The sequence below is a fragment of the Synechocystis sp. PCC 6803 substr. PCC-P genome (assembly GCF_000284455.1).
In the GTDB taxonomy this organism is placed as follows: domain Bacteria; phylum Cyanobacteriota; class Cyanobacteriia; order Cyanobacteriales; family Microcystaceae; genus Synechocystis.
Genome location: NC_017039.1, coordinates 312183 through 339113 on the forward strand (window position 1 = coordinate 312183; position 26931 = coordinate 339113).

A 26931-nucleotide genomic window follows, 5' to 3' on the forward strand; every position below is an offset into this window, starting at 1 on the left:
TGGGATTAGCCAAAATCCAGGTTAGTTTTCTGGGTTATTCGGCCTAGTTGGATTAGCTTGAAGGGAAGGGATGCAATGGGGCAACCAGGTCTAACAATGGGGTTTAAGACTGTGTTTAAAAAGCCCCTCGTGATGGGGGGAATTGGCCTGTCAGTCCTACTGGGGCTTTGGTCCACCACCCACAGTGCCGAACAACCATGGGACCAATGGGGTTTATGGGCTTTATCCGGTCTGGGATTGGTTATCTGGCGGTGGCGGCGGCGTCATCATGCTCCTCCTGAGCAGAAACAGATGTTAACTCCAGAGGTTCTGCAAAAGGTGATCGCCCAGGGGGAAAAGTTATTGGCCCGCCGTCAGGCCCAGGCACCGGATTTGGTTCTGGAAGATTTGGCCCAGGAACTGCAAGCATTACAAAAACCAGCCCCCCCACCCCAAGCATTAAACGGTATTGTCCTAGGGGAAAAACGCAGTGGCAAAACCAGCTTATTGGACCTATTGCCGTCCCGGTTGACCCCAGGGGAAGGAGAAAAACCATTAATTTTGAATTGGCAAGTGGTGGCAGCGGAAACTCCCCCGGAAACCATGGCCCAGTCAATGACGGAAGCCCATTGGGTCCTAGTCCTAGCCACCGGAGATTTGACCAGCTCCCAGTGGCAGGTGTTGGAGTTTTTGCAAACCCACCATCACCATTGGCAATTGTTATTTAATAAGCAGGATATTTACCCGATCGGCGATCGCCAAATCCTCTGGGATCAATTGCAGCATCAGGTGAATCAATTGGGTAACGCCAACCCGGTTATTCCCATTAGCGCCGCCCCCCAACCGATCCAAATCCGTCGTTATTTGGCCGATGGAGAATGGGAAATCGACCAGGAAACTCCTCCCCCCGACCTGGGGAATTTGCTGTCCCAACTGCAACAACAGGCCACAGAGCAGTGGGAATCCCTGGTTTTGGGTCAACAATGGCGTCGATGCCAGGCCATTAACCAACAGGTGGAGCAACGGTGGCGAGAAAATCGCCGCACCCTAGCCATTCCCCTAGTGGAACAGGCCCAATGGTTAGCCGCTGGCACCGCCTTGTTTAATCCCGTGGCTAATTTAGATCTGCTGACGGCGATCGCCATCAATGGTCAACTGGTCTGGGACTTGGGGGAACTGTACCATCAAAAAATTTCCCTGGCCCAGGCCCAAACAGTCGCCAAAGAGATGGGAACAATCCTGATCAAATTAGGTATGGTGGAACTATCTACCCAAGCTCTGGGAGCATTGCTAAAAAGTCAGCCCCTCACTTACTTGGCCGGTGGTGCCCTCCAAGGATTAAGCGCCGCTTACTTGACTCGCATTGCTGGTTTGAGTTTAATCACTTTCCTGGAAAGTCAAGATCCCGACCTCAGTGAACCCCAATGGGATTGGCAAAAATTGACCGCAGTGGTCAAACAGACCTTTGAGCAAAATCAGCGTCGGGCCGTATTGCAAGGATTTTTCCAGCGAGCCCGACAACAATTAAGTCCAGCCTCCCCAACTATTGCCTAGTTAACTGGTTAATAATCTCGGCGGAGCGGGGGTAGAGCTTGAGCAAATCTTCCCGATTGGCCAACTCAAAATCCTGAAAATCGAATCCAGGGGCAACGGTGCAACCCACTAGGGCATAATCTCCGCCGTTTTTAACCCGAGAAGCAAACCAACCATCCTTGAGAACCACCGCTTGGGGCACTTCTCCTTTTTCCAAATCCAAGCCCAGGCTGATCACCTCCAGCTCTCCCTGGGGAGAAAACCAGTAAATTTCCAAGCTATCACCGGCATAGAAATGCCACATTTCATCGGATTTAATCCTGTGGAAAGCGGAAAAGTTGTCCTTGGTCATCAAAAAATAAATTCCGGTAACTACATTTCTACTGCCGTCAAATCCTGCAAAATTTGCCTCTACTGGCGATCGATAGGTTTCCTTATAAAATCCCCCTTCAGGATGGGGGAGTAGCTCCAACTTTTCTACCCAATAATTAATTTCTTTTTTCATAAAATTTCTCCTAGATTAGAGTATTTAATTAAGCCTGTTAATTTGCCGAATTAAGTTAATTTTTTACCAATTTTCGCTCCGACCAGTCCGGTAAATTTTTCTGCAGAAGATATAACCAGACAATTCCCGCTGTTCCCAATAAAACTAGGGTGATGCTAACAACCTGAGCTATTCTCAGAGGACCAAGCATCAAACTATCTAATCTTAAACCTTCAATCCACACTCGACCGAGGCTATAACCAATCAAATAAACACAGGTTATGGTCCCAGTTTTGATTTTTTCTGGATTTCTTAGTCCATAAAAAAATAGGGCTATCAAGATTGCAAAAATTCCTAGGTTCCAGACTGATTCGTATAAAAAAGTAGGATGGAAATAGGCATAGCTGGTCAGATTTAGCGGACGATTAGCAAAGGGAATATAGAGCTTCCAAGGCAAATTAGTGGGGGCACCAAAAGCTTCGGAGTTAAAAAAGTTGCCCCACCGACCGATCGCCTGGCCGAGAATAACCGCCGGGGTGAGTACATCCAGCAAATTCCAGAAAGATAACTGATGGTAGCGACTGAAAACAAGAATGGCGATCGTTCCCCCAATCAAGGCCCCATGGATAGCAATGCCCCCTTGCCAAATGGCAAAAATATTTAACCAATGCTGGGCATAGCGGGGCCACTCAAAGGCGACGTAATATAGGCGAGCAGAAGGGATGGCCGCCACCACTAACCAAATGACTAAATCGTTGAATAAATCCGGGTTAATGCCCCGTTTTTGCCCCAACCATTGACAGAGATTCAAACCAATAATGACAGCACTGGCAATCAAAAATCCGTACCAACGCAGGGCAAAACCCCCTATCTGGAACATCACCGGCCCGGGGGACTGAAATTGTCCGAAAAATATTTGCTCAATCATTAATCTTCCTTCGGCGATCGCCAACCTCTAATTCTTAGCATCAATGTGGGATTTTACCCAAATGCGAAAAGCCTTGATGGTTTTGTTGCGGCCTTCCTGGTCAATGCGTTGTAGATAGGCGGGAATAATTTCCCTGAGATCAAAATCAGGAAAAATCGAGCTAACTTCCCTTTGGCGGTATTCCCCTTGTTCTAGGCAGTGAATTTCCAATTGTCTGCGTTTAAAACGCCACACTTCCGGCACCCCTAATTGGGCATAAATATCTAAATGGGTACGGGAAGTTAGATCCACTTCGAGAGCTAAATCCGGTGGAGGATCAATGGTGGTATCCCAACGTTTTAAACCCCGCACTTTCGCTTCATTTTGAATATAAAAACAGCTATCTGGCTCTAAACCCAGACCGAGAAACTTATTTTTAAAAGTTGTTGAACCCAAGGGGGAAAATTCAATGTCTAGCTCCTCTAACAAAGCTTTGACTAAGTCGCCCACTAGTTCTTTATCAATTTCGTGTTCAGGCAGGGGAGCCATAATTTCTAGTTGTTGACCATAGTAAGCAATGCGGGAACTGCGATGTTCACCGAGTTCTTCCAGCAAAGCTTCAAATTCGTCCCAATCCACATCCCGCAAAACCAAGGTCTGGCCGGGAAGCACACTGATGCGGTCTAGGGCTAGCAACATGGCTCTTCTTCCTCGCAATATGGCTAGTTTCCATTATGGCCCCTCTACCAAAGAGCAGGATTAATCCCCAGCCTAAGGCAGAAGTGAATAGAGAGAACTAACTATTAACCCAGTCCTGGGGAACTAAGAATTTTTCCGTTAATTCCGCCTCGGGACTACCGGCTTCGGGACTGTAGCAATATTGCCAACGTACTAAGGGAGGTAAAGACATCAAAATGGACTCAGTGCGGCCATTGGTTTGCAAACCGAAAATGGTGCCCCGGTCATAGACCAAGTTAAATTCCACATACCGACCCCGGCGATATAACTGGAACTGCCGTTGGCGATCGCCATATTCAGTATTGCGACGTTTTTCCACAATGGGACTGTAAGCAGGTAAAAAGGCCCGACCACAGCGTTGGGCAAAACTAAATAAATCCTCCCAACCCAGGGGTTCAATGGGGGCTAATTGGTTGCTGTACTGGGCCGCCGGGCCATTGGGGTCAGGGCCACGGTACAGGGGAGCATTGCCATCTTGGTAATCAAAAAAGATGCCGCCAATACCCCGCATTTCCTGGCGATGTTTGAGGTAAAAATACTCGTCGCACCAGCGTTTAAATACCGGATAAAATTCCCCATGGGTTTGGTCACAGGCATTTTTTAACGTGTGATGGAAATGGGCCGCATCTTCAGCAAAGGGATAGTAGGGAGTTAAATCGGCTCCACCTCCGAACCACCACACCGGGCCTGCTTCAAAGTAGCGGTAATTAAGATGCACCGTGGGAATGTAGGGATTTTTTGGGTGCAACACCATGGAAGTGCCCGTGGCATAAAATTCGTGGCCTTCCGCTTCGGGGCGTTGCTTCAAAATTGAAGGAGGTAGGGATTTGCCCCAGACTTCGGAAAAATTGACTCCGCCCTGTTCCAAAAAATCTCCGTCCGCCAACACCCGGGAACGGCCACCGCCCCCTTCTTCCCGTTGCCAACTATCTTCCTGGAATTTGCCCTTGCCATCCAAGGCCTCTAGACCCTGACAAATTTCGTCTTGAAGAGTTTGCATAAATTGGCTGACCCGCTGTTTAGCGTCCGCCGGGGGCAAGGAATGATTAGTTTGGGGCTGGGTTGTGGGAGAGACGGTCATGGTGGAGATTGTTAAAAAAAGATGAATGAAAAATCTGAAATTATCCTAGAGTCCGCCAATCAATCTTGGGGAATTTTGGGTCTGATCCATCCCAATAATTGCGAGACTAGGAGATCGGCTTAAATAAGCTCTAAACAGACGGAGAAAAACTGGCAACTCTAGGTTGATTCGATTCCCTAAAATCACCAGTTTTTCCTGGATAAGTTGTCACGCTAGGTAAATCTAGCCTTCGGAGGTGGCGAGGCCAACTTCGGTGCTGCCTTGACTGCGGCGACGGGTGAGGCTGTTGAACACCATAATGCCGATCGCCTTGATCAGGTTGCCTTCAAGTTCGTTGAACATTTTCATGTTCATGGCAAAGGCGTCATTGGCTTCATCCACAATCCGTTCGGCGGTGGCTTGGTCAATGGGCAGATCATTCATAGCTTGACGGTAGGTATTTTTAAAAGCCTTTTCGTCATCAATGTCGGCAAATTCATAGAAAGCTGTGCCACCATCGTGGAGATTCATGGCATTTTGGGCAATTTTCTTGAGAATTTGACCGCCGGAAAGATCCCCCAGGTAACGGGTGTAGGAATGGGCCACCAACAATTCAGGGGCCGTAGCGGCCACTTGCCGGACTCGGTCCACATAGGCTTGGCCAGCGGCAGAAATTTTCACTTCTTGCCGCCAGTTGGAGCCGTAATAGAATTGCAGGTCTTGCTCTAGGCTTTGTTTGCGGTTGAGTTCGGGGAAGTAAATGTGGCTGAGGATGGGATGGTCCTTAAATTTTGCCATTTCCTCTTCCATGGCACTGTAGACAAAGTAGAGATTGCCAACCAGCTTACGGTAGGAATTTTTCTCGACAACGCCCTTGAGGAAGCATTTGACAAAGCCGACGTTCTCCGCCATGGAGTGGGATTTTTTCGTCCCTTCCCGCAACTGGGAAGCTAAGTTGACACTCATGCTAAAAATACCTGTATATCTTGGGTTGAATGAAAAATTGGCTTTTAACGAAGATAAAAATACGCCTAGTTTATTAGCCTAAACGGATTCGTTGAGTCGTACCATTAAGTTTTTTTAACGTCCTCCCTTTGGCCATGACCTACACAACCCAGCAATTGCTAGAAATTTTGGAGCAGGAGCTAAGGGCAACTTGTCAGGGTAAACGAGTGCTCCTCTCCCCTGGCGATCGCCTGGACAATCCGATCATGGCTAAGGCTATCAACCTCGACCAAGTGGGGAAGGTGTTTGCCTATCAAGATTTTCGTGGGCAGATCCATGAATATCAAAGGCAACATAACGTTTCGGGGCTGGTGTGGCGGCAATGCCATTTCCGGGGGGAATCCATTCAGTTTCCCGAGTTGCACAACCAATTAATTGCCGTGGAAGGGGATAAGGAAAAATTAATGGCTGTTAAACAGGAAATATTGGCATTTTGGCAACGGCACACCCAGCAGTTAAATTATTGGCTTATTGCCCATCAGCACCGACCTCTACGGCGGGAATCTTTGGCGGAATTGTGGGAACAGGGGGAATGGGCTGAGTTAGACTCCACCCAACAGGAGCTTTTTCTCGGTATTTGCTGGGGTAATCCAGTGGAGTATCAATATCAATGGGCTAAGCCCAATTCCGGTTGCCATCGCATTGTGGCCACCCCTGATCAGCCCAGCGGCATTAAGTTTTAAACGATTTAGCCAGAGAATGGCGATCGCCCGCCCATAATCCTCTGATATAGTGTTAGATCGGACTTTATCTGATCATAAGGAGATCTGCCATGGCCCGTCGCTGTCAACTGACCGGGAAAAAAGCTAATAACGGTTTTGCCGTATCTCACTCCCACCGTCGCACCAAGAAATTACAACAGGCAAATTTGCAATGGAAACGGGTTTGGTGGCCCGAAGGCAATCGCTTTGTCCGTCTGCGTCTTTCCACCACTGCCATTAAAACTTTGGAATCCAAAGGCATCAACGCCATGGCCAAGGAAGCGGGCATCAACTTGAATAAATTCTAGAGCGATCGGCTGTAGTTTTTGTTGGTATCCCAGACAGCTTCCCATGGACAAATCCACAGAGGAGCAGAATCTTCGATATGGTTCCTGCTCCTTGCCATTGGGGGGTAAAACCACTGGGTTAACAGGGGACGATAATTTAACAGGAAGGTCAAGATAACGCAGAATGGAAAGGTGAACTTCTCGATGGAGTAACTTCCGATGTTGGCGTTGATGCTATCCGGTGCAGTGGCCTTAGCCAGTCTAGCTTTTTTCTTTTCGGCATTTTTTGCCCCAAAATTGCATCGCAAGGACGATTTCCTTTGGAGTGGCGTGGGCTTTTTCTACGGCCTAGTGCTCTGGAACTGTGCCCAACGTTTCACTGGAGCCATTCTCCTTGGCCAAGCAGCCGTGGTGGTGTTGGTGCTGGCCTTTGCTTGGCAAACTCTGCGACTCCGGGCGGCGATCGCCAGCAATGCCATTGTGGAAGTTCCTAGTTTCTCCCTGCTGGATTGGTTCGCTGGTGGTTTGCAACGTAAACCTAAAGTTAAAACTCCAGTCGCCGTTGACGATAAAAAGGCTGCAACAAAGGATCAAGACAACACTGAAGTTGAATCCGTAACCGGGGCCGTTAAACGAGATTTGCCAGAAACAGGGGAGCAACTGAAATCTGTTGATGATTCCGCCCCAGCATCAGTTACAGAAACGGTTACAAGCACTGTTGAACAAGTTAGTGAGAGTATTCCAACAGAAGCAGAAAGTGCAATAGAAACAGCAGAAGAAGTAGTGGTGGAATTGAATCAAGCCGCCGAAACCCTGGCCGAAGAAGTCGTAGAAAAAGCTGAAGAAGCGGTGGAAAAGGTCGCTGAAATGGTTGGCCAAAAGGAAGAAAAGCCAGTTAATCCTGCTCCAGAGAAAGAGGAGGAGGTTCTGCTCAAAAAACCTAAATCGAAACTGTTTCAACGCTTATTTGGTCGTAAAAAGGCGGCAGTTCCCCCAGTACAGCCCAAAGCATCCCAGCCAGAAACGGTGGAGCAGAAAGTAGCCATTGAGCCGGAGAGTTCCACCGCTCAAACCGATGATTGGGATGACGGGGAAGATTGGGGCGAGGATCTACCATCGACGGAAGATTCTAGTCCTGGTGGGGAAATTTCCGATGAAGTCAGCGAGGATAACCCAGAAAATGATCAGACCAAGGTAATTGCTGTGGTGGAAACGGTGCAAATTGAACAGCAAATCACCTTAATCGAAGTGCCCGATTCAGAAAATATAACTGCAGAGGAAGCGCCTGCAGCTCCTTTAATCGAGGAGGAGCAAATAGCCCAGGAGGAAATAGTAGTAGATGAAGTTATTGCTCCAATGTCTGGAACAACGGCGGCGGTAATTGAGGTAACCATGCCAGAACTTGTCGACCCTGAAACCAACATTGAGCAAGGGCCAGATTCCAGCGGCGTTGATGAAGTTTATGAAAGGGAAACAGAGACAGAAGAAATTGGAGAAATTACCGAGGCGATCGCCAGTGACCTAGAAGAGGTTCCAGAGCCAAGGACTGATGTCAACGAAACTACGGTCAATACAGACATTGCAGAGGAAGAAGAGACCCAAAATGAAGGGGAAGAGCCCACCGAGGAAAAACAAAATTGGGCCGATGGCTAAACAGTTAACTCTGAAAGGAGATGTCCTATGTTAGGATCGTAAAGCTTCATTGCGGGATGTAGCGCAGCTTGGTAGCGCACTTCGTTCGGGACGAAGGGGCCGCAGGTTCGAATCCTGTCATCCCGATTGTTGTACGATGACACACTCTTTGTTGTTATTTTATCAACCTCTAACAATTACAGTCATCTACGGTTTCCATAGGAATTTTTCCACAATACCCACCTTCAGATCCAAATTAGTATGGCAAGGGTTAGGCTAGCGAAAATTTCCCGTGTCATAAATGCGCTGATTAGTATAAGGCCAAAGGAAAACGTTAAAATTTTTGCCGCCAATTTGTTCTCGATATTTAAATGTGTCTTTTTCGTAGAGACTCACCACTGCATTGAGTTGGTTCGCTAAGTTAAGGCATTGCTTAAATGTGGGGGAAGTATAACATTGCACATCAATTTGGTTACAGCCGTAGCGGGGCACCAGGTTCTTTTGGAATGGCTGAATGGAGCAAAAAATAAACTTACGATACTGGTTAGCTAAATACTCAAAATCCCTGGAGGAGTAGTTGGCAAAAAAATGGTCATCCACCTGTAAACCGTCCGTGTGGCGGGCTTCATTAATAATTTGTTCAATGGTGAGGCGGCGGTATTGGGGAGATTGGACCCAGGCAATGGGAATTAAGTTATGGTTGCGGGCTTGTTGACTAATTTGTTCCTGCACATCGTCCGCTACTCCCCGAAAATCCAAAAATACAAGGCGGTAGCCCTGACTTTGAATATCCTTCATCACTTGGTCTAGGGCGTTTTGGGAAGCATAGAAACGGATTTGGGGTTGGGATAACCAAGTGCCGTTGGGCACCCCGGCCAGGGCCATACTGGGGCAAAGTGTGAGAACACCGATGAGTAATTTTTGCAGAATTTTTAACATTGGAGGAGGAGGAGGCGATAAATGGTAGCACCAAAGCTAGGAAGGACCCATGGAGCTGATTATGGTCAATGTTAGGCTAAGGGAAGGAAATTAACCCTGTTTTACCGCTGACAAGGGCCAAAGTATAAACAGATTTGGCGATCGCCGCTTGACCGGGGGAATGGTATCTCTCGCCCACTATTAAAGTTAAAATAGGGTTTTCTGTGGATTAACCACGGACGATTTTCCCGTCGATTACATAGAGAGAGTTAATGGTAACCACCCCCACCGCTGCCCCCCGTAAACCGTCCAAGGTAGAAGGCATCAAGGAAAGAAGCAATTATTTACGGGAACCCCTGGCCACCGAACTGTTGAATGATGCTAACTATTTTACGGACGATGCCGTCCAAATTCTGAAATTCCACGGTTCCTACCAACAGGACAATCGGGACAATCGGGTTAAGGGGCAAGAAAAGGATTATCAGTTTATGCTCCGCACCCGCAATCCGGGGGGATTGATTCCGGCCCAACTCTACACCGCCCTAGATGATCTGTCCAAAACCCACGGTAACCAAACTCTCCGGGTGACCACCAGACAAGGTTTGCAAATCCACGGCATTGTCAAAAAAGACCTGAAAATGGCGATCGCCACGGTGGTGAATAATTTGGGGTCCACGTTGGGAGCCTGTGGCGACATTAACCGTAACGTGATGGCTCCGGCGGCACCCTTCCGAGATAAACCGGAATATGGTTATGCCTGGGACTATGCCAATAAGGTGGCGGATCTACTCAGCCCCCAGAGCGGTGCCTATTACGAAATTTGGCTCGATGGGGAAAAGGTCATTAGTGGGGAGGAAGCCCCGGAAGTTAAAGCGGCCCGGCAAAAGGATCTCAATGGCACTAACCTGAATGACCCCAAGGAACCGATTTACGGCCAACAGTTCATGCCCCGGAAATTCAAAATTAGCGTCACCGTGCCGGGGGACAATTCCATTGACGTTTACACCCACGATATTAGTTTGGTGGTAATCACCGATCGCCATGGGGAGCTACGGGGTTTTAATGTATTGGCTGGCGGTGGTTTGGGACGTACCCACAATAAAGAGGAAACCTTTGCCCGGGCCGCTGACCCCATTGGTTATGTGAGCAAAGACGATGTCTATGATCTAGTCAAAGCCATTGTGGCCACCCAACGGGATTACGGCGATCGCCATAACCGTCGCCATGCCCGGATGAAATATTTGTTGGCGGACTGGGGGGTGGAAAAATTCCGCAAACAAGTGGAAACCTACATGGGTAAACCGTTCCAATCTTTCAAACCTCTGCCAGCCTGGCGTTACCAAGATTACCTCGGTTGGCACGAACAGGGGGATGGCAAGCTCTTTTTCGGTTTGTCGGTGGAAAATGGCCGCATCAAAGACGAGGGGGATTTTCAGCTTAAAACCGCCCTGCGCAAGGTAGTGGACCAATTCCAATTGCCCCTGCGCCTCACCGCCAACCACAATATCCTGCTCTACGACATCAATGCCCAGGATAAAGCGGCGATCGAGCAAATTTTCCAACAGCACGGCGTAGTCACCGACCCAGAGGCGATCGACACCCTAGTCCGTTACTCCATGGCTTGCCCCGCCCTGCCCACCTGTGGCCTAGCAGTCACCGAGTCGGAAAGAATTATGCCCAGTGTTAACGCCCGTCTGCGGGATTTGTTGAACAGTCTGGATTTACCCAATGAAAGTATCGTCACCCGCATGACCGGTTGCCCCAACGGTTGTGCCCGGCCCTACATGGCGGAAATTGGTTTTGTTGGTAGTGCCCCCAACAGTTACCAAGTGTGGCTGGGGGGAAGTCCGAACCAGGAACGTTTAGCGGCAGCCTATACGGAAAAAATGCCCCTGGAACAGCTAGAAAGCCTTTTTGAACCTTTATTTGTGTACTTCAAGCAGAGCCGTAAAGGTAAGGAAAGTTTTGGAGACTTTTGCCATCGAGTGGGCTTCACTGCCCTACGGGAATTTAGCCATGGTTACACAGCACCGGCCAAGGGCGGTAAAAACCGCAAAAACCAACGGCGGGTCAGCCTGTCCGATGAAATGTATGCCCAGCTTAAGGCCCGGTCTGAGCGGGATAATTGCCCCATGAATCAGATTGTGCAGCAAGCCCTCACCGCTTACCTGGGCAAATAATTCCTTGCCATAATTTCCCTAAAGTTCCGTCGGCTAAACCGCCCGATCTCCCAAGTTTGGTGGCGCTTTGGTCAATTGGGATCAACTGGACCGAAGTGCTCCGGAACACTCATATTGGGAGAAAAATTAGGGTCCTGCCAACCAATTCAGCAAAATTTCAACTATCTGTATCTCAGTTCTCCTAGCCTCTTAATCAAGATGGATTTTGCCTCCGGTTTACCCATTTTCATTGTCACCCTGCGGGAAGCATTGGAAGCATCCCTCGTGGTGGGCATTGTGTTGGCTTGTCTTGCCCGGGCCCAGCAAATGCAACTCAAAGGCTGGGTTTATCGGGGCATTAGTGCCGGGGTGGTGGCCAGCGTTTTAGTGGGTTGCCTGCTGGCAGGGGTATTGCAGGGAGTTGAACGATTGCCGGGGCCCTACACCCCTATTTTAAAAGCCCTTTTGGCCGCTCTCTTGGGGGCGATCGCCGTGGGGATGCTGAGTTGGATGTTGCTCTGGATGACCAAACAAGCCCGTTCCCTGCGGGGGGAAATCCAGGGGCAAATTAACCAGGCGGTGGAAAAAGAAGGAGGGGGTAAAGCCATTGCCATTGTGGTTTTCATTGCTGTGGTGCGGGAAGGTTTTGAAATGGTCCTATTCCTAGCAGCCCAACAAAATATGGCCAATCCAGCGGCGATCGGGGCGGCGTTGGCGGGCATTGGTACAGCGGTAGTGATGGCCTTCTTAATTTTCCGCCTAGGGGTCAAACTGAACTTGAAACTTTTCTTCCAGGTGATGGGCACCCTGTTGCTGATTATTGTCGGAGGATTGGTGATTGGGGTGCTGAAAAATCTCGATCTGGCGGTCAGTATGATGGGCTTGGCCAATCTGGGCCTGGGTTATCTCTGTTTTGTCCCCGGTGATTCTTGCTTGCTGGGGCCCCTGTTGTGGAATTTAGCTCCCTGGTTACCAGATAATCAATTTCCCGGCATTGTGCTCAAAACCCTGGCGGGCTACCGGGATCACCTTTACCTATTCCAGGCGATCGCCTACGGCATTTTTTTAAGTGTCATTGGCAGTCTTTATTTCCGAGGTTTGGCCGGCAAAGGTGATGCTCCCCAGGCTGTGGCCCAAAAATCCTAGGTAGGGGCCAGCGTTGCCCTCAATTTTTACCATTGGTCAAGTCTTTTCCTAACCTCCCTAAAATGGTAGGGTTTCTTTCCCCCCTTTTCCCGTGCGTATATGAAACTCATCTGTCGTCAAAGTGATTTAAGCAGTGGTTTATCCCTGGTCAGTCGGGCTGTTTCCTCCCGACCTACCCATCCCGTGTTGGGCAATGTGCTCCTGGAAGCCGATGCAGACAAAAATTATTTACGCCTAACGGCCTTTGACCTCAGCCTTGGTATCCAGAGTAGTTTCACCGCCGACGTGCAACAGAGTGGCCGCATCACCCTGCCTGCTAAATTGCTCAATGACATTGTTTCCCGCTTGCCGGACGGAGATATTACCCTGGCGATCGATCCCGATGGCGATGCTGGGGATAGCCATTTAACCACCATCACCTCAGAATCAGGGCGGTTCCAAATTCGGGGCCTGGATGCGGATGATTTTCCCGCTCTGCCCACCGTTGAAGGAGTCAAACCATTACTGTTACCAGTGGCAACCCTCAATGAAGGGTTACGGGGGGCCCTGTTCGCCGCCAGTACGGACGAGACTAAGCAAGTACTGACAGGAGTACATATCAAAGGCAGTGGCGACAGTTTGGAATTTGCGGCCACTGATGGTCACCGACTGGCAGTGGTGGAGGCCCCCACCCAGATTGAAAACGATGAAGGGGAAGCGGTGATTACGGGCAGTGACCTGGCAGATTTTGCTGTCACTATTCCGGCCCGGGCTTTGCGGGAATTAGAAAGAATGGTGGCCAGCCAAGGTAACAGTGATTTAGTTTCCCTGGTGGTGAATGATACCCAGGTAATTTTTGAGTTGGGGGATCAACGGTTAACGAGCCGTAAGTTAGAGGGGGCCTATCCCGCCTATGACCAGCTTATTCCCCGGCAGTTTAGTCGCACCGTCACCATGGAGCGCAAACGGTTAATCACTTCCTTGGAAAGGGTTTCTGTGCTGGCCGACCAAAAAAATAACTTGGTCACCTTCACCTTACAAAGCCCCGGTAATCAACTGCAGTTGGCAGTGGAAGCCCAGGATTTGGGACATGGGGAAGAATCCATGGGGGCGGAAATCATTGGCGAAGGGGGGCAAATTGCGTTCAACATCAAATATTTGATGGATGGCCTGAAAGCTTTACCTAGCAATGATATTCAAATGCAACTTAATGAGGGCAATCAGCCGGTAATTTTTACTCCCCTGGGAGGCCTGAAAATGACCTATCTAGTCATGCCGGTGCGTCTGGTGAATTAGGTTGAGCAAATCCTTTGGGGATTGGCCATGGGACTATGGCAAAATATGTGAGGCTCAGAGCAAGGCTTATTGTTGGTTGCTCTGTCCGTTCCAGGGAGATGATCCCAATCCCACCTTCCTTTTTGTCCTAGCCTAGCCTGCCCATGAACGCTGTTGCCGCTTGTTTTAATGCCCTTCGTCAACGGGGGGAATGTGCTTTGATTCCTTTCCTCACAGCGGGGGACCCGGATTTAGCCACCACAGCCGAAGCGTTGCGAATTCTAGACCGGGCAGGGGCGGATTTAATTGAGTTGGGAGTGCCCTATTCCGATCCTTTGGCCGATGGCCCGGTGATTCAAGCGGCGGCCACTAGGGCTTTACAAAAAGGGGTCAAGTTGGATGATGTGCTCGCCATTGTCCGAGAAGTTCACCAAGATATTGCCGCCCCGATAATTTTATTTACCTATTACAATCCTATTTTTTATCAGGGTGTGGAGGTTTTCCTCGACAAAATCAAGGCCGCTGGAGTGAAGGGTTTGGTGGTGCCGGATTTACCCCTGGAGGAATCTGATCGCCTGTTGGAAGCGACAGCGGAAAGGGGGTTGGAGTTAATTTTGTTGGTGGCCCCCACCAGTTCCCCAGAAAGACAAACGGCGATCGCCAAAAAGTCCCAGGGCTTTGTTTACTTGGTCAGCGTGACAGGGGTGACGGGGGTGAGAACGGAAGTGGGATCGAGGGTGGAAGCTTTGTTAGCAGGGATGCGCCAGGTCACCGATAAACCGATTGGAGTTGGTTTTGGTATTTCCCAACCGGAACAGGCTGAGCAGGTGAAAGCTTGGGGCGCAGATGCAGTAATTGTAGGAAGCGCCATGGTTAAGCGTTTAGCGGAAGGAACCCCGACGGAAGGATTGCAAGCTTTGGAAACTTTTTGCCGGGAACTGAAAACGGCCATCAGTTAAAGAAAGTTAGTACGGTTGGCAAGGCTTAAAAGAAGCATAATTTCGGCAAAATTAAGGGCGGAAATCCCCATCCCCCAAGGAAATTAGCCCGTTTGGGTGAAGACAGCTTGGGTAGTCTCCCTTTATCGTGAGATCAACTGAGCGAGAGGAGAAAGATGATGAAAACGATCAAAAGTCCATTAATTGCCCTTGGCCTAATTTTTGCTAGCCCCCTCCTATGGGGAGGAACGGCGATCGCCGAAAACGCAAATCAAGTTCAACAACTGCTGGAAACCAATGCCTGCATGAACTGTGATTTATCCGGGGCTGACTTGTCCGGAGCCCATCTGATTGGGGCAGATTTGCGTAATGCCAATTTATCCGGTACAAACCTCAACGAAGCTAACTTGGAAGGGGCTGATTTGACCGGTGCCAATCTGCAAAATGCCGATCTGCGAGGAGCCATGGTCACCAATGCCACCCTCAACCGAGCTAATTTGACTTCGGCTAACTTTGCCTTTGCTAAACTCTACGACGTGGATGTGACCGGTGCCACCGTTGAGGGTATGAACATCCAAAATGCGGAAATTTACAACACGGGCATTGGTATTGGCGGCGGCGACGATTGATGGCCTTGACTGGAGTTGGGCGAGGAAAAGGCGATCGCCATGGCTCAATGGTTAACGGCCATGTTCCTGTCTTTCCTGTTCAATTTCCATTCTGATTTCCGATTCCAGTTCTTTACCAAGAAAATAGTTTAAAAAAGTCCTGATTACAGCGATTAGCCCTAGTTTGCTCAAGCTTTCTAGGGTAGGGGCGATGGTGGTGGAAAGGATATCTGCCCCCAATTGGAATTCCAGGGCTAGAGCCAACCACAAACCGAATTGCAAGCGAATACTGTTGAAAAATTTGGGCGTATTCATAGTACGGCGATCGCCAGCCCAGACCATTTGCAAAGTTTTCACTAGCCCGAGAATAATACACAGCACGGAAACACTTTCCAGCACAAACCTGGTAATGCTGACTAAATTGCCCAGATAATGATCCAAAATTTCCATAGTTTTATTCCTTTGCCTTTTAGTCTAGTTTTGGTCAAGAAATTGACCGATTTTTTTGGCCGCCGTAGCCAAAATATCCGGCTCCTGTACTAAGGCAAAACGTACATAACCTTCCCCCCCTGCACCAAAGCCAGACCCTGGAGAAAGGGCAACACCGGTTTTAGCCACCAGTTTTTGACAAAATTCCAAGGAATTGCCAAGCCAACTTTCAGGTAATGGTGCCCAAACATACATGGTGGCAGTGGGCAGAGGCACAGCCCAGCCAATCTTCGCTAAAGCATCAATCAATGTTGCCCGGCGTTGGGCAAAAATTTGCACGGTTTGTTGCACAGTTTCCGGTGGACTTTCCAGGGCGGCGATTGCCCCTTGGAGAATGCCTGCGTATTGATTAAAATCCACCACCGCTTTGATTTTTTTCAGGGCAGAAATTAACTGGATATTACCAATGGCAAAACCAATACGGAAGCCCCCCATATTATAGGATTTGGAAAAGGTAAAAAATTCAATGGCACAGGATTTTTGTCGGTCTGCTTGCAAAACTGACGGTGGCATTGCTATACCATCAAAAACCAAATCCATGTAGGGAAAATCATGTACTAATACTAAATCATGGTCACGACAAAACTGCACCGCCGTTTGAAAAAATTCTAAGCTGGCGATCGCCGTGGTGGGATTGTGGGGATAGCTGAGCACCGTCATTTTGGCCTTGGCTAAAACTGAGTTGGGAATGGCCGTAAACACTGGCAAAAATTGGTTTTCCGAGCGCAACGCCATGGGATAAATTTCTCCCCCCGCCAGGTACACGCCCCCCATGTGGGAGGGATAACCAGGGTCCATCAACAGAGCCACATCGCCGGGATTCAACACCGCCAACGGTAAATGGGCTGTGCCTTCCTGGGAACCAATCAGGGGCAGCACTTCCGTTTCCGCATCCACCGCTAGGCCAAAACGCTTTTCGTACCAAACGGCGATCGCCTGCCGCAATGGTAGGGTTCCCTGGTGCAATAAATAACCATGGGTGCTGGGATCTTCTAAAGCTTTGGCGATCGTGGCCAGAATGGGGGCAGGAGTAGGTAAATCAGAGGAGCCAAGGGAAAGATCAATAATGGTTTGACCCTGGGCCCGGGCTTGGGCCTTAGCCAAGTCCATATCAGCAAAAACATTACCACCAAAGGCGTTGAGACGATCAGCAAATTGCATAAACAAAACTATTTTATTAGAAACTTTGTAATCGAATTGGTTAGCGTTCGTAACAGCTAATAAATTCTCGAATTACCCAACCCCAAACCCGATAACGATCCTGATAATAACCAGCAACTTTGGCCCAAGGGCGGCCTTGTTGGTCAAAATCAATTTCTAGGATTTCCACTTCTCGATTATTTCTTAAAGCATTAATAACTTGACCATTGGGACTTTCTCTAACATTGAGAGGCGTACCGGTAGGATCAGTAACTTTACAAATTTCCTTTGCTTGGGAAGGAATTGCTGTTAAGACGAAGCAAAAAATGCTGGTTAAAAATAAACTTTTAAAGAAAGCCATTGGCAAAAAATCTACTATTCCGTCAGGACTTGTTTACACGTCATAGCCAAACAAGTTGGGATTAACTTCGGTTAAATTAATATCCCCCAAACCGTACTCGGCCCAGCGTTGGCTGACCTGCTCCGCCATGGCTGGATCGGACTCCAATACTTCTCCCCATTCATGATCCGTTTCCGGGGGAATTTTGGTGGTGGCATCAATACCCATGCGGCCGCCCAAACCAATTTTTTCACTGGCAAAATCGAGGCTGTCAAAGGGGGTTTCCGGCAAAATAAACACGTCCCGCACCGGGTCAACTTTGGAGCTGATGGCCCAGACCACCTGGCGGGGATCGCGGATGTTAATACTCTTATCCACCACAATGACGAATTTGGTGTAGGTAAATTGGGGTAGAGCACTCCAAAAAGCCAGGGCCGCCCGCTTAGCTTGCCCCGGATAAGCTTTGTCAATGGAAATAATGGCAGCTTTGTAACTCAACGCTTCCATGGGCAAAAAGAAGTCGGTGATTTCCGAAACCTGTTGCCGCAAAATTGGCGTATAAATCCGGTTCAAGGCGATCGCCATCATGGCTTCTTCTTTGGGGGGACGACCGCTGAAAGTAGTTAAATAAACGGGATTTTTGCGGTGGGTCAGACACTGGAACCGCACTAGGGGAGAATCCTCCACGCCGCCGTAGTAGCCCATGTGATCGCCAAAGGGGCCATCGGGTAACATTTCGCCGGGGGTAATGGTACCTTCCAGCACAAATTCTGAGTCCGCCGGCACTTCCAAATCGACGGTTTTACATTTAGCTAGGGCCACCCCAGAACCACCGTATAACCCCGCAAATAACCATTCTGACAAATCCACCGGGATCGGTGTGGCCGCCGCCATAATAATTAATGGATCTACCCCCAAGGCGATCGCCACTTCTAATTTTTTGCCCTGTTCCGCCGCTTTGCGTAAATGCCTGGCCCCTCCCCGCACCGACAGCCAATGGACCGTCATGGTGGTTTTGGATTGCAGTTGCAGACGATAAACCCCCACATTGGGGGTGCCCGTTTCACAGTCCTTGGTGATCACTAAACCAAGGGTAATAATTTTGCCCGCATCACCGGGATAGGGCCGGATCAAGGGGATTTGGTTTAAATCGAGATTTTCACCATCGATGACTACTTCTTGGCAGGGGGGAAAGAAGTTACGCCCTGGTTTGGCCTTGAGCACATCAAACAACACTTTGCCAAAATCAATGGCCTGGGAAATTTTCTTGGGCGGCTTAGGCTGTTGCAACAGGGCTAGCTTTTTGCCCAAATCCTCCAACTCCAGAGGATGGTCCATATTCATGGCCCAACAGATGCGCTCCACTGTGCCCATCAAATTCACCGCCACCGGGAAAGGGGAGCCTTTGACATTCTCAAATAACAGCCCTGGGCCACCGGCCTGTAGCATCCGGTTAGAGATTTCCGCCACTTCCAAATCGGGATCCACCTCAGCGGTAATGCGGCGCAACTGCCCCCGTGTTTCCAACAACTGGATGAATCCCCGTAAATCTCTGGCCATGGCTGATGTCTAAACAAATACGCTCTCTAGCTTAACGGGTTTAGCCCGACCAGGATGGCGATCTCCAACGAGAATTTGCCGCTATGCTAGGGGTTGACAATGATAGACGGCAAAAATTGTTGAAAACTTTTCATCCCCTTACGGCGATCGCCGTCACTCCCCAAGCCGTTAAATTGCTTCTGCCCGTGGTGGAAACGTTGACGGGAAAATTGCTTTTATCAAAATCTTTGGCAGAGGAATTAGAGCTTGGCAAAAATTCCCTAGTGGAAACCTATGGCGATTCTTTGGCAACGGCTGTGGCAGAACGCTGGAATAACCATCAAGCCTTTATTTTTGGTTTAGCCACGGGGGCCGTAGTCCGCTTAATTGCTCCTTTATTGCAAAGTAAACAAAGTGATCCCGCTGTGCTGGTGGTGGATGCCATGGGTCAATCGGTGATTAGTTTACTCAGCGGCCACCAAGGGGGAGGCGATCGCCTGGCGCAGATAGTGGCGGAACAGTTGCAGGCAAAAGCAATTCTCACTGGCGGGGCCAATGGCTTGGGGCAGATAGCAGTGGATTGTTTAGGCATCCCCTTTGGTTGGCGCAAAGGAAAAGGAGATTGGACAGCGGTAAGTTCTGCTTTGGCCGCTCAAAAATTAGTAGGAGTAACACAAACGGCGGGGTTAACTCTTTGGCAAAATCATTTACCCCCAGGCCATGGTTTTACTTTTTCTGGAACTAAGGAGACGACGGCAACCTTATTAATCACCGTTCAAGAAAGTAATTTGGAAAAACTGAATAAACCCATGGCCCCATGGCATCCCCGACTGTTATGGATTGGCGTTGGCTGTGTGCGGGGTACGGATTTAGCTTTGTTAGAACGGGCTTTGTTAGAAGTTTTAGAACGGGAAAATTTAAGCCCTTTGGCGATCGCGGGCCTGGCCAGTGTCCATTTAAAAGCCGACGAAGTGGGAATGCAACAATTCGCCCAAAAATACGATTTGCCCTTTTTCACTTTTCCCCCAGAACAGTTAGCGGCCCAGGCTGTCCCCAATCCCTCCGAGGTGGTTCTTCAAGAAGTGGGTACCCCCAGTGTGGCGGAAGCGGCGGCATTAACGGCGGCTCAAATGTATAGCCAAGGGGGAAAATTGATAGCGGAAAAAGTAATTGTTAAACAACACAACCAAGCAGTAACAGTGGCGATCGCCAAGGGAGAAAGGGAATACATCGGCAAACCGGGACAGTTATGGTTAGTGGGCACCGGGCCCGGAGAATTAAGCCAAATTTCCCCAGCGGCCCGAACGGCTATTAGAGAAGCAGACGTGCTCATTGGCTACGGACTTTATTTAGATTTGATTGATCCTCTACGACGACCCGGCCAAATTTGTGAAACGTTCCCCCTCACCCAGGAGCGGCAACGGTGTCAGCGAGCCATTGAGTTGGCCCAATGGGGTTTAACGGTGGCGGTGCTATCCTCCGGGGATTGTGGCATTTACGGCATGGCTGGGCTAGTGTTGGAAGAACTGGAGAAATTAAATTGGGATGGGCAAACCCCCGCAGTGGAAGTTTTTCCCGGCATTAGTGCCTTCCAAGCAGCGGCGGCCCGGGTGGGTGCTCCCCTGATGCACGACTTTTGCGCCATTAGCCTCAGCGATTTGCTTACCCCCAAAGAAAAAATTCTGCAACGGTTAACGGCGGCGGCCCAGGCGGATTTTGTCACCGCTCTGTATAACCCCAAATCCCAAAAGCGCACCGAGTTGATTGAACAGGCCCAAGCTATTTTCCTACAATGGCGATCGCCAACCACTCCGGTGGCCCTGGTGCGTTCCGTTTATCGCCAAGATGAAACCATTGTGCGTACCACGTTGGCGGCAATGCTGAACTTTCCCATTGATATGCTGACGGTGGTGCTCATCGGCAACAGTAACACCTACAATTATCAAGATTATTTGATTACTCCCCGGGGCTATTATGCCAATGCCTAGAAAAAAACAGTCAATTACTGGAGCGGTGCTCAAGCCCTCTAATCCCATAATTTTCAAGGTACCCTGAATAGAAGTGAGTCCGTTGACCGGGAGTATTTTCCAATGAAGCTGGTGAAGGATGTACAACTGAGGCGTTATACCCCTCCCACCTGTACTTTAGAGTTGTGGCAAACTCGACGGGTATGGCAAAGACCTCCCCAAACTTTGCCGGCGGATTATCGTTTTGCGCTCCATTTTGACGATCCCCGTTTGCCGGAAGTAGAACAATTAACTTTGTCTGGCACACCGGAGGAGTTGGAAGCCCTCGCTTTAGCGGTGGAAACCTATCTCCAGCAACGGCTTAACCCCTGTGCTTCCTTGGAACCAAGCACCTATCCGGAACCAGTATTTAATGCGGACGGTGAACCTTCTTTTTGCCTACGACCCCAGGGATTATGGAGCCATGAACTTTTGGGGATGGGGGCTCCCATTACCCTCAATACTTCCCAGTTGTACGATCTGATGCTGGCCTTGGAAGGTTTCCGTCTCCAGGATTTAGAGCCGAGCCGGATGTCAGTGCTCATGGCCAGAGAACAGTCGCCTAAAGCATTGGTCTTAGCCGGAATGGTAGCAGCCGGTAGTGTGGCGGCGATCGCCATAGCGGCCCTGTGGATGCGCCAACCCCAACCCGAAGTGGCGGTGCAGAATAATTTTCAACTGCCAATGCCCAACCAATTTCAGTTTGAGGAAGTTAGCTCTATGGTGCCACCACCACCGAGGGGCGATACCCCCTCCCCTCAATTGGCCCCAATCCTAGCTTTACGGGATCCTCTGCCTTCCCCCAGTGCCGTGCTAGCTGCTGCTCCCCCTCCCCGTAATCCTAATATTCCCCTAGTGGTGCCCCCAGAAAGGGTGCGTCCCCCTGATTTACAAGCTCCAGGAGCCCCAGGGGAAACCTATATTGCCATTCCTGATCCCACTAATCTACAACCCCTGACACCGCCGCCAGAACCGTCTTACCCCGGTGCCTTGGCTATTTTGCCCCGCCCCGACGGTCAACCCCTACCCTATGGTGGCGAGATATTGTCCACTACCCCCGATTTACCGCCTCTGCCCCCTGCTTCTAATCCCGTTAGTTTTAGGCCGCCTCGACCCCGTGCTGTGCCACCCCGTTCCACCAATTTACTGGACACCATTCCCCAGGTGGCGGAAGTGCGTAAGTTCTATCAAGAGCAGTGGCAACCGCCGGAAGATCAAACCCAAACGTTGGAATATCGCCTACAAATTGATCCCAGTGGGACGGTGAAGAGAACCATGCCCCTAGGCCGAGCCGCTAGCATTTACATGGCCCGCCTGCCCCAACCTGCCCCTGGGGAACCGTTGGTCTCTCCCCTCGCCGATGACAGGATGGAAACCATTCGCTTAGTACTTACTCCCCTGGGAGATGTGAAGGCTTTTCTGGAAGATCAACCCCAATAGTCCGCACCATCCAACAAAAAAAGGCCCGCTGGTTTTTCCGTCGGGCCTGGTTTAATCTGTTTTAGTTTTACAGCGCGAATTCCTAGGCCAGGGCCGCTACTTTAGGCCAACGTCCTACAGTTTGCCCAATAACCGCCAATTGCTTCATGGTTTCGTCGAAGCGGTCGGGGGTCAAAGATTGGGGCCCATCGGACATAGCTTTAGCCGGGTTGGGATGCACTTCAATCATCAAGGAGTCTGTCCCCGCGGCGATCGCCGCCATGGCCATGGAGGGCACATACTCGGATTTACCGGTGCCGTGGCTGGGGTCGATCATAATGGGCAGGTGCGTAAGGGAGCGCAGGACAGGCAACACCGACAAATCAAGGCAATTGCGGGTGTAATGGCCGTCAAAGGTGCGAATGCCCCGCTCACAAAGAATCACGTTGGGATTACCCGCCGCGAGAATGTATTCTGCCGCCATTAACCATTCATCAATGGTGGCCGCCATGCCCCGCTTTAACAGCACTGGCTTATCCTGGGCCCCTACCTTTTTCAGCATGGAGAAATTCTGCATATTGCGGGCACCCACTTGGATTACATCCGCCACTTCCGCAATGATTTCTAAATCCGCCGCATCCATCACTTCGGTGATAATGCCCAAACCAGTGGCTTCCTTAGCTGCTGCCAACAGACCTAGAGCACTTTCCCCATGACCTTGGAAAGCGTAGGGAGAGGTACGGGGTTTGAAGGCGCCGCCCCGTAAAAACTGGGCCCCGGCCGCCTTAACTCGACGGGCCGTTTCCACAATCATGGTTTCATTTTCCACCGAACAGGGGCCTGCTACCACAGCCACCGGATGGTTTTTGCCGATCGCCACGGGGCCAGCGGGGGTAGAAACGATTACTTCACTGTATTCCCCATGGCGGAAAGTCAAACTAGCCCGTTTAAAAGGTTGTTCCACCCGTAATACATCTTCAATCCAGGGGCTAACCTCTTGGATTTGCAAAGGATCAAGTCCGGCTGTTTCCCCCACCAACCCCATCACAACTTTGTGCTTACCAACAATCTTTTCGGGGGTGAGGCCCCGTTCGGCAAACTCCTTACCAATGCGCTCAATTTCTATTTCTGGGGTGCCGACTTTCATGACGACGATCATGACAAACTTCCTCTATTCGATAGGTTGGGACAGGGAGGGTTAAAAGCTTAGCTAAAGGTCTGACAGTAAATGCGGACTCGAAAAGCCGATGCTAATGCTAATTTTAACGAAATTATTTTGACCAACAGGACTGGGCAATTATTATTGACCAATTGTTAACTTTGTTAACGAAAATTTACAAATTCTGAGTTTTGTTCAACGATCGCCATTGTCCTGGGCCGTTTGTTGGGCGTTGCGCCAGACAGCGATGGTACGACTGAGGTTGAGGCGAAATTCCGGCCAGCCCCAGACACTGCCAGGCTCATCTTCCCAGGAGGTGGAAAAAATGCCATAGCTTAAGCCCACCACCCCTAGACCAAAAAAGAGCAGACTCACCGAAAACACCACATAGGTGGGAATCTCAAACCAGTCCCGGCTCACAACAAGATAAAAAAGCACAAAGGATAACATGCCCAGCCCAGTGGGAATGCCGGAGAACAGGGCCATGCGTTTAACCATCCTTTGGCTCACCACGGCGGGAATGCCACTGTCTGCTGAACGGCGGCCCTTTTTATCTTTGGCTCCGCTGGTTTTAGTGCTCGGAGCCACCACTGCAGGGGGCTTTTTTTCAACCTTTTTCTTTTTTGATTTCCGCTCAAAAGGAAGACGGTCTCGATTGGTGGGGTCAGCCATGGGAAAAATGCAAAAACTTAACGACGGATACCGAGGCGTTTGATCAGGGCTTGGTAACGTTCTGGTTCCCGGGCATTGATGAAGCTTAATAGACGCTTACGACGACCAATCATTTTGAGCAGGCCCCGACGGGAAGCGTGGTCTTTGGGGTTAGCTTTGAGGTGCCCTGTGAGCTGGGTAATTCTTTCTGTCAAGAAGGCCACTTGCAGATCAGCGGACCCAGTATCAGTCTCGTGGGCTTGATACTCGGTCATCAATTCTTGTTTACGGATTTGGGTTAAGGACATAGTCTCTGTGGAAAAAACCTAGGCTGTAAAGTATTGGGCGATAAATTTCGTTGCAATCTCTTACTATATCACGTTTGCCGGAGGGCTCCTTTCCATCACGAAAAGGGAAAGTTATCGACAACCAAAGACGTTGGGGGGCAAATCATTCCAGATTCAAATCAGATCTAAAACAGATAACTATGGGCCAAACTGAGCAGAAAGGTTAACTGGCCTGTCAGGAGGAGCAGATAGATAACAATGCGCCGTTGGAAAACGGAAAGCAATAGCCCGATGCTTTTGACATCAATCATGGGGCCAAAGACTAAAAATGCTAACAGGGAGCTACTAGTGAAGGTGGAAACAAAGGAGAGGGCAAAAAATGAGTCCACTGTGGAACAGACCGATACCACCACCGATAGCAACATCATGGCCAAAATGGAGCTAATGGTGCCTTGTCCCAACAGTAAAATCCATTCCCTGGGAATGAAAACTTGGATGACGGCGGCGATTAAACTGCCTAAAATTAGCATGCCGCCCAATTCCCGTAATTCCTGCACAATATTGTCGGTGAACATTTCCCAACGGCTGGGGGCAATGGGGGGTAGGAGGGTTTCCACCGCTTGCTCGTCTAATTTCAGCAGTTGACCGCTGTTACCACTTCCCAAGAGAAAGGTGCCCGATTGCAAAAGGGGGGATTCACAGGCGATCGCCGTGGGGGATTCTTCCGGACGAGTGAGGTAGGCCAATCTACGACCCAAAGCAGGTTTAAGCAGAGGCACTGCGTCCAACTGACGACTAAACACCCAACTGACAATCACAGTAATAATCAGGGAGCAGACTACCCGGGCCACTACCATGCCCGGTTGATCCCGAAAAGCCACCCAGGTGGACCAAATCACAATCGGATTAATGGTGGGAGCAGCCAACAAAAATGCCACTGCTACCGAAGGGGGCAAACCCTGCATCAAAAATCTTCTGGCCACGGGCACATTGCCACACTCACACACCGGAAACATAAACCCCACCAAGCTACCGGCGATCGCCCCGAGGAAAGGATTACGGGGAATATAGGCAATTAGCTTTTTTTCATCGCTGAAGACTAATAGGGCACTGGAGAGCACTACCCCAAAGGTGAGGAAGGGGATGGCCTCCACCAGCAAGCTCAAAAAAATAGTAAAGGCTTCGTGCAATTGGGTCATAGATTTAAGCAAAGCCAGGCAGAGTCAGCCCAGGGGACAAAAACTTCCTGAAGCTCACGGTGAGAGGAGCAAAAAACGATAATACCAAACTGCGATCTTTCTAGGGTTGGGTAGGGGTAGGCGTCCCCCCGGTCCCCCCGCCCTGGTTATTGGGTTCCGTCGGTGCCAAAGGGTTTTGGGGTGGGGGTAACTGGGGATTTTTCACCTGTAGTTTAATGGCCTCCAGCAACTGTTTTAGCCCCTCTTCCTCCGGATAAATTTTCGTCAACTTCTCCATCGGGGCGATCGCCCCGGCCAAATCCCCCATTTGTAAACGAGCTTCCACCAGCCCTTGCAACGCGTTGGGATTATCCGGTTCCCGTTGCAATACTTTTTCATATCCCCCAGCGACCTCCTTTAAGCGCTCCAGATCTGCCGCTGTGGGTTGTTGCGGTGTCCCCTGGGATGGACCCTCAGTCTGGTTAGCATTGCCCCTCAACACAGTCAGCATCGGCACTGTCATCATGCCTAGAAAAGCCAACCCTGAAGCAATGATGAAGGTCTTTTGTAAAATCTTTTTGGTGGAAGCCATAGAAAAGGGGAAAATTCCCAATAACAACAAAATTAAGCTGGGGGAGCCGGACTTTCTGCAATCCAATGCCGATGATAACGCGAGGGCCTGTCGGCAAAGTTTTAGTTTCCCGGCCAAAACTTGGCACTAAATAAAAGCTCCGACAATATTAAAGGGCTTTCAAAACAAGCTTTAGTTAAGAGAAGGCAACGGATAGTAGGAAAAATAACTGTAAACCCCCCCCGCAAAAGCCGAGCCACAGATTAGGGCTAATAATAACAAGCTTTGCCCCTGGCCCATACCCAGATTACGCAACTCAATCCGACCCAGAATAGCCGCCGCTAGTAGCAACAAAAATGAAGTGAAATAATTAAACCACCGCAGGGCCACGACAAAAACAAAACACCAAAACACCATGGACACCATCGACCGCAATTCTGACTTAGCCCAATTGCCCACCACATAGGTCATCAGGGTAATGGGGGTAGTCAAAGCTAAAGTGGTCAACGTAATGATGAACAGGGTAAAAATATGGATTAAAGCCAGAATCGTCCTTTGATCCAGTTCTATCTGCCAACCCTTGAGGTGTTCGTGGAACATCGTGCTCCAGGGCACACTGGCCTCGGCCAATCTCCAGCCAAAGGCCACATAGGCAACAATTACCAAAGCAAGGGATAAAAAAGGAATGGATTTGAGCCAGGGCATGGACAGTTTCCCCCCAGGGCTGAGGATTATCGTGATCAAAACAGCCAAAAACGAGAAAACGAAGAAGGCATAGTCGGCCACAGAAACCCACCGCCATC

27 protein-coding genes and 1 tRNA gene are annotated in these 26931 nt (G+C 49.8%); 12 read left to right on the top strand and 16 right to left on the bottom strand.

Going from position 1 to position 26931, the window contains the following annotated elements; translation table 11 throughout:
* Positions 1-111: 111 nt before the first annotated feature.
* A complete protein-coding gene (locus tag SYNPCCP_RS01460) occupies positions 112-1533 on the top strand; it encodes a DUF697 domain-containing protein (protein WP_223211328.1) in 1422 nt (473 codons plus the stop codon).
* Here the strand turns inward: SYNPCCP_RS01460 and SYNPCCP_RS01465 are convergent.
* The 5 genes from SYNPCCP_RS01465 to SYNPCCP_RS01485 all read right to left on the bottom strand — a co-directional run bounded on the left by SYNPCCP_RS01465 (position 1523) and on the right by SYNPCCP_RS01485 (position 5667).
* A complete protein-coding gene (locus tag SYNPCCP_RS01465; RefSeq protein WP_010871490.1) occupies positions 1523-2017 on the bottom strand; it encodes a cupin domain-containing protein in 495 nt (164 codons plus the stop codon). The genes SYNPCCP_RS01460 and SYNPCCP_RS01465 overlap by 11 nt on opposite strands.
* A 55-nt stretch (positions 2018-2072) precedes the next feature.
* A complete protein-coding gene (gene lgt / locus SYNPCCP_RS01470) occupies positions 2073-2924 on the bottom strand; it encodes a prolipoprotein diacylglyceryl transferase (RefSeq protein ID WP_010871491.1) in 852 nt (283 codons plus the stop codon).
* A gap of 27 nt (positions 2925-2951) precedes the next feature.
* On the bottom strand, positions 2952-3602 hold the full coding sequence (locus tag SYNPCCP_RS01475; protein WP_010871492.1) for a Uma2 family endonuclease: 651 nt from the start codon (positions 3600-3602) through the stop codon (positions 2952-2954).
* A 97-nt stretch (positions 3603-3699) separates the two neighbouring features.
* On the bottom strand, positions 3700-4722 hold the full coding sequence (gene hemF / locus SYNPCCP_RS01480; protein ID WP_010871493.1) for an oxygen-dependent coproporphyrinogen oxidase: 1023 nt from the start codon (positions 4720-4722) through the stop codon (positions 3700-3702).
* Between the two features lie 222 nt (positions 4723-4944).
* Positions 4945-5667: a heme oxygenase (biliverdin-producing) gene (locus SYNPCCP_RS01485; protein ID WP_010871494.1), complete on the bottom strand. Its 723-nt coding sequence runs from the start codon at positions 5665-5667 to the stop codon at positions 4945-4947.
* A gap of 134 nt (positions 5668-5801) precedes the next feature.
* Here SYNPCCP_RS01485 and SYNPCCP_RS01490 point away from each other — a divergent pair, with 134 nt between their 5' ends.
* The 4 genes from SYNPCCP_RS01490 (at position 5802) to SYNPCCP_RS01505 (ending at position 8473) form a co-directional block, all read left to right on the top strand.
* Positions 5802-6389: a hypothetical protein gene (locus tag SYNPCCP_RS01490; RefSeq protein WP_010871495.1), complete on the top strand. Its 588-nt coding sequence runs from the start codon at positions 5802-5804 to the stop codon at positions 6387-6389.
* A gap of 89 nt (positions 6390-6478) precedes the next feature.
* A complete protein-coding gene (gene rpmB / locus SYNPCCP_RS01495; RefSeq protein ID WP_010871496.1) occupies positions 6479-6715 on the top strand; it encodes a 50S ribosomal protein L28 in 237 nt (78 codons plus the stop codon).
* A gap of 198 nt (positions 6716-6913) precedes the next feature.
* Positions 6914-8347 carry a Ycf66 family protein gene (locus tag SYNPCCP_RS01500; protein WP_010871497.1) on the top strand — a complete coding sequence of 478 codons (1434 nt, stop codon included), beginning with the start codon at positions 6914-6916 and terminating at the stop codon, positions 8345-8347.
* Positions 8348-8399: 52 nt separating this feature from the next.
* Positions 8400-8473 (top strand) — tRNA-Pro (locus SYNPCCP_RS01505).
* 129 nt (positions 8474-8602) lie between these two features.
* Here the strand turns inward: SYNPCCP_RS01505 and SYNPCCP_RS01510 are convergent.
* A complete protein-coding gene (locus tag SYNPCCP_RS01510; protein ID WP_010871498.1) occupies positions 8603-9265 on the bottom strand; it encodes a hypothetical protein in 663 nt (220 codons plus the stop codon).
* Positions 9266-9516: 251 nt separating this feature from the next.
* Here SYNPCCP_RS01510 and sir point away from each other — a divergent pair, with 251 nt between their 5' ends.
* The 5 genes from sir (at position 9517) to SYNPCCP_RS01535 (ending at position 15370) form a co-directional block, all read left to right on the top strand.
* A complete protein-coding gene (gene sir, locus SYNPCCP_RS01515) occupies positions 9517-11424 on the top strand; it encodes a sulfite reductase, ferredoxin dependent (RefSeq protein WP_010871499.1) in 1908 nt (635 codons plus the stop codon).
* A 198-nt stretch (positions 11425-11622) separates the two neighbouring features.
* Positions 11623-12549, top strand: coding sequence for an EfeU/Ftr1 family ferrous iron transporter subunit (locus tag SYNPCCP_RS01520; protein WP_010871500.1), 927 nt, complete (start codon positions 11623-11625; stop codon positions 12547-12549).
* A 99-nt stretch (positions 12550-12648) separates the two neighbouring features.
* Complete coding sequence (dnaN, locus tag SYNPCCP_RS01525; RefSeq protein ID WP_010871501.1) at positions 12649-13824, top strand: DNA polymerase III subunit beta; 1176 nt, start codon at positions 12649-12651, stop codon at positions 13822-13824.
* Between the two features lie 143 nt (positions 13825-13967).
* Entirely contained in the window at positions 13968-14762 is a 795-nt protein-coding gene (gene trpA / locus SYNPCCP_RS01530; RefSeq protein ID WP_010871502.1) for a tryptophan synthase subunit alpha, read from the top strand.
* A gap of 155 nt (positions 14763-14917) precedes the next feature.
* Positions 14918-15370, top strand: coding sequence for a pentapeptide repeat-containing protein (locus tag SYNPCCP_RS01535; RefSeq protein ID WP_010871503.1), 453 nt, complete (start codon positions 14918-14920; stop codon positions 15368-15370).
* Positions 15371-15421: 51 nt separating this feature from the next.
* Here SYNPCCP_RS01535 and SYNPCCP_RS01540 read toward each other — a convergent pair whose 3' ends face one another.
* The 4 genes from SYNPCCP_RS01540 to SYNPCCP_RS01555 are packed head-to-tail and all read right to left on the bottom strand — an operon-like array spanning position 15422 to position 18878.
* Entirely contained in the window at positions 15422-15799 is a 378-nt protein-coding gene (locus tag SYNPCCP_RS01540; protein WP_010871504.1) for a DUF1622 domain-containing protein, read from the bottom strand.
* 24 nt (positions 15800-15823) lie between these two features.
* Positions 15824-16999: an LL-diaminopimelate aminotransferase gene (locus SYNPCCP_RS01545; RefSeq protein ID WP_010871505.1), complete on the bottom strand. Its 1176-nt coding sequence runs from the start codon at positions 16997-16999 to the stop codon at positions 15824-15826.
* 40 nt (positions 17000-17039) lie between these two features.
* A complete protein-coding gene (locus SYNPCCP_RS01550) occupies positions 17040-17339 on the bottom strand; it encodes an SH3 domain-containing protein (protein WP_010871506.1) in 300 nt (99 codons plus the stop codon).
* A 33-nt stretch (positions 17340-17372) separates the two neighbouring features.
* The gene (locus tag SYNPCCP_RS01555; RefSeq protein WP_010871507.1) at positions 17373-18878 is read right to left on the bottom strand and encodes a UbiD family decarboxylase; all 1506 of its coding nucleotides are present in this window, start codon (positions 18876-18878) and stop codon (positions 17373-17375) included.
* An 83-nt stretch (positions 18879-18961) separates the two neighbouring features.
* Between SYNPCCP_RS01555 and cobJ the strand changes: the two genes are divergently transcribed.
* The gene (gene cobJ / locus SYNPCCP_RS01560) at positions 18962-20845 is read left to right on the top strand and encodes a precorrin-3B C(17)-methyltransferase (protein ID WP_010871508.1); all 1884 of its coding nucleotides are present in this window, start codon (positions 18962-18964) and stop codon (positions 20843-20845) included.
* 102 nt (positions 20846-20947) lie between these two features.
* Positions 20948-22303 carry a DUF4335 domain-containing protein gene (locus SYNPCCP_RS01565; protein WP_010871509.1) on the top strand — a complete coding sequence of 452 codons (1356 nt, stop codon included), beginning with the start codon at positions 20948-20950 and terminating at the stop codon, positions 22301-22303.
* 82 nt (positions 22304-22385) lie between these two features.
* Here the strand turns inward: SYNPCCP_RS01565 and aroF are convergent, their stop codons facing one another.
* The 6 genes from aroF to SYNPCCP_RS01595 all read right to left on the bottom strand — a co-directional run bounded on the left by aroF (position 22386) and on the right by SYNPCCP_RS01595 (position 26881).
* Entirely contained in the window at positions 22386-23441 is a 1056-nt protein-coding gene (gene aroF / locus SYNPCCP_RS01570; protein ID WP_010871510.1) for a 3-deoxy-7-phosphoheptulonate synthase, read from the bottom strand.
* Positions 23442-23636: 195 nt separating this feature from the next.
* A complete protein-coding gene (locus SYNPCCP_RS01575; RefSeq protein ID WP_010871511.1) occupies positions 23637-24113 on the bottom strand; it encodes a PAM68 family protein in 477 nt (158 codons plus the stop codon).
* A 17-nt stretch (positions 24114-24130) separates the two neighbouring features.
* Entirely contained in the window at positions 24131-24400 is a 270-nt protein-coding gene (rpsO, locus tag SYNPCCP_RS01580; RefSeq protein WP_010871512.1) for a 30S ribosomal protein S15, read from the bottom strand.
* Between the two features lie 164 nt (positions 24401-24564).
* Positions 24565-25578: a permease gene (locus SYNPCCP_RS01585; RefSeq protein ID WP_010871513.1), complete on the bottom strand. Its 1014-nt coding sequence runs from the start codon at positions 25576-25578 to the stop codon at positions 24565-24567.
* Between the two features lie 100 nt (positions 25579-25678).
* Positions 25679-26149 carry a M48 family metallopeptidase gene (locus tag SYNPCCP_RS01590; RefSeq protein ID WP_010871514.1) on the bottom strand — a complete coding sequence of 157 codons (471 nt, stop codon included), beginning with the start codon at positions 26147-26149 and terminating at the stop codon, positions 25679-25681.
* A gap of 171 nt (positions 26150-26320) precedes the next feature.
* Positions 26321-26881 (bottom strand): hypothetical protein, encoded by a 561-nt coding sequence (locus tag SYNPCCP_RS01595; RefSeq protein WP_199303434.1) that lies wholly within the window; start codon positions 26879-26881, stop codon positions 26321-26323.
* Positions 26882-26931: the final 50 nt, after the last annotated feature.

What these genes read in the sequence shown, in the direction of transcription:
- sir (WP_010871499.1), top strand. Translation starts at nt 9,517, where the DNA reads ATGGTAACCACCCCCACCGCTGCCCCCCGTAAACCGTCCAAGGTAGAA.
- SYNPCCP_RS01565 (WP_010871509.1), top strand. Translation starts at nt 20,948, where the DNA reads ATGAAGCTGGTGAAGGATGTACAACTGAGGCGTTATACCCCTCCCACC.
- SYNPCCP_RS01585 (WP_010871513.1), bottom strand. Translation starts at nt 25,578, where the DNA reads ATGACCCAATTGCACGAAGCCTTTACTATTTTTTTGAGCTTGCTGGTG.
- SYNPCCP_RS01520 (WP_010871500.1), top strand. Translation starts at nt 11,623, where the DNA reads ATGGATTTTGCCTCCGGTTTACCCATTTTCATTGTCACCCTGCGGGAA.
- SYNPCCP_RS01555 (WP_010871507.1), bottom strand. Translation starts at nt 18,878, where the DNA reads ATGGCCAGAGATTTACGGGGATTCATCCAGTTGTTGGAAACACGGGGG.
- rpmB (WP_010871496.1), top strand. Translation starts at nt 6,479, where the DNA reads ATGGCCCGTCGCTGTCAACTGACCGGGAAAAAAGCTAATAACGGTTTT.
- cobJ (WP_010871508.1), top strand. Translation starts at nt 18,962, where the DNA reads ATGCTAGGGGTTGACAATGATAGACGGCAAAAATTGTTGAAAACTTTT.
- SYNPCCP_RS01535 (WP_010871503.1), top strand. Translation starts at nt 14,918, where the DNA reads ATGATGAAAACGATCAAAAGTCCATTAATTGCCCTTGGCCTAATTTTT.
- SYNPCCP_RS01575 (WP_010871511.1), bottom strand. Translation starts at nt 24,113, where the DNA reads ATGGCTGACCCCACCAATCGAGACCGTCTTCCTTTTGAGCGGAAATCA.
- SYNPCCP_RS01500 (WP_010871497.1), top strand. Translation starts at nt 6,914, where the DNA reads ATGTTGGCGTTGATGCTATCCGGTGCAGTGGCCTTAGCCAGTCTAGCT.
- SYNPCCP_RS01545 (WP_010871505.1), bottom strand. Translation starts at nt 16,999, where the DNA reads ATGCAATTTGCTGATCGTCTCAACGCCTTTGGTGGTAATGTTTTTGCT.
- SYNPCCP_RS01465 (WP_010871490.1), bottom strand. Translation starts at nt 2,017, where the DNA reads ATGAAAAAAGAAATTAATTATTGGGTAGAAAAGTTGGAGCTACTCCCC.
- trpA (WP_010871502.1), top strand. Translation starts at nt 13,968, where the DNA reads ATGAACGCTGTTGCCGCTTGTTTTAATGCCCTTCGTCAACGGGGGGAA.
- hemF (WP_010871493.1), bottom strand. Translation starts at nt 4,722, where the DNA reads ATGACCGTCTCTCCCACAACCCAGCCCCAAACTAATCATTCCTTGCCC.
- SYNPCCP_RS01485 (WP_010871494.1), bottom strand. Translation starts at nt 5,667, where the DNA reads ATGAGTGTCAACTTAGCTTCCCAGTTGCGGGAAGGGACGAAAAAATCC.
- lgt (WP_010871491.1), bottom strand. Translation starts at nt 2,924, where the DNA reads ATGATTGAGCAAATATTTTTCGGACAATTTCAGTCCCCCGGGCCGGTG.
- SYNPCCP_RS01540 (WP_010871504.1), bottom strand. Translation starts at nt 15,799, where the DNA reads ATGGAAATTTTGGATCATTATCTGGGCAATTTAGTCAGCATTACCAGG.
- rpsO (WP_010871512.1), bottom strand. Translation starts at nt 24,400, where the DNA reads ATGTCCTTAACCCAAATCCGTAAACAAGAATTGATGACCGAGTATCAA.
- SYNPCCP_RS01490 (WP_010871495.1), top strand. Translation starts at nt 5,802, where the DNA reads ATGACCTACACAACCCAGCAATTGCTAGAAATTTTGGAGCAGGAGCTA.
- SYNPCCP_RS01550 (WP_010871506.1), bottom strand. Translation starts at nt 17,339, where the DNA reads ATGGCTTTCTTTAAAAGTTTATTTTTAACCAGCATTTTTTGCTTCGTC.
- dnaN (WP_010871501.1), top strand. Translation starts at nt 12,649, where the DNA reads ATGAAACTCATCTGTCGTCAAAGTGATTTAAGCAGTGGTTTATCCCTG.
- SYNPCCP_RS01590 (WP_010871514.1), bottom strand. Translation starts at nt 26,149, where the DNA reads ATGGCTTCCACCAAAAAGATTTTACAAAAGACCTTCATCATTGCTTCA.
- SYNPCCP_RS01510 (WP_010871498.1), bottom strand. Translation starts at nt 9,265, where the DNA reads ATGTTAAAAATTCTGCAAAAATTACTCATCGGTGTTCTCACACTTTGC.
- SYNPCCP_RS01475 (WP_010871492.1), bottom strand. Translation starts at nt 3,602, where the DNA reads ATGTTGCTAGCCCTAGACCGCATCAGTGTGCTTCCCGGCCAGACCTTG.
- aroF (WP_010871510.1), bottom strand. Translation starts at nt 23,441, where the DNA reads ATGATCGTCGTCATGAAAGTCGGCACCCCAGAAATAGAAATTGAGCGC.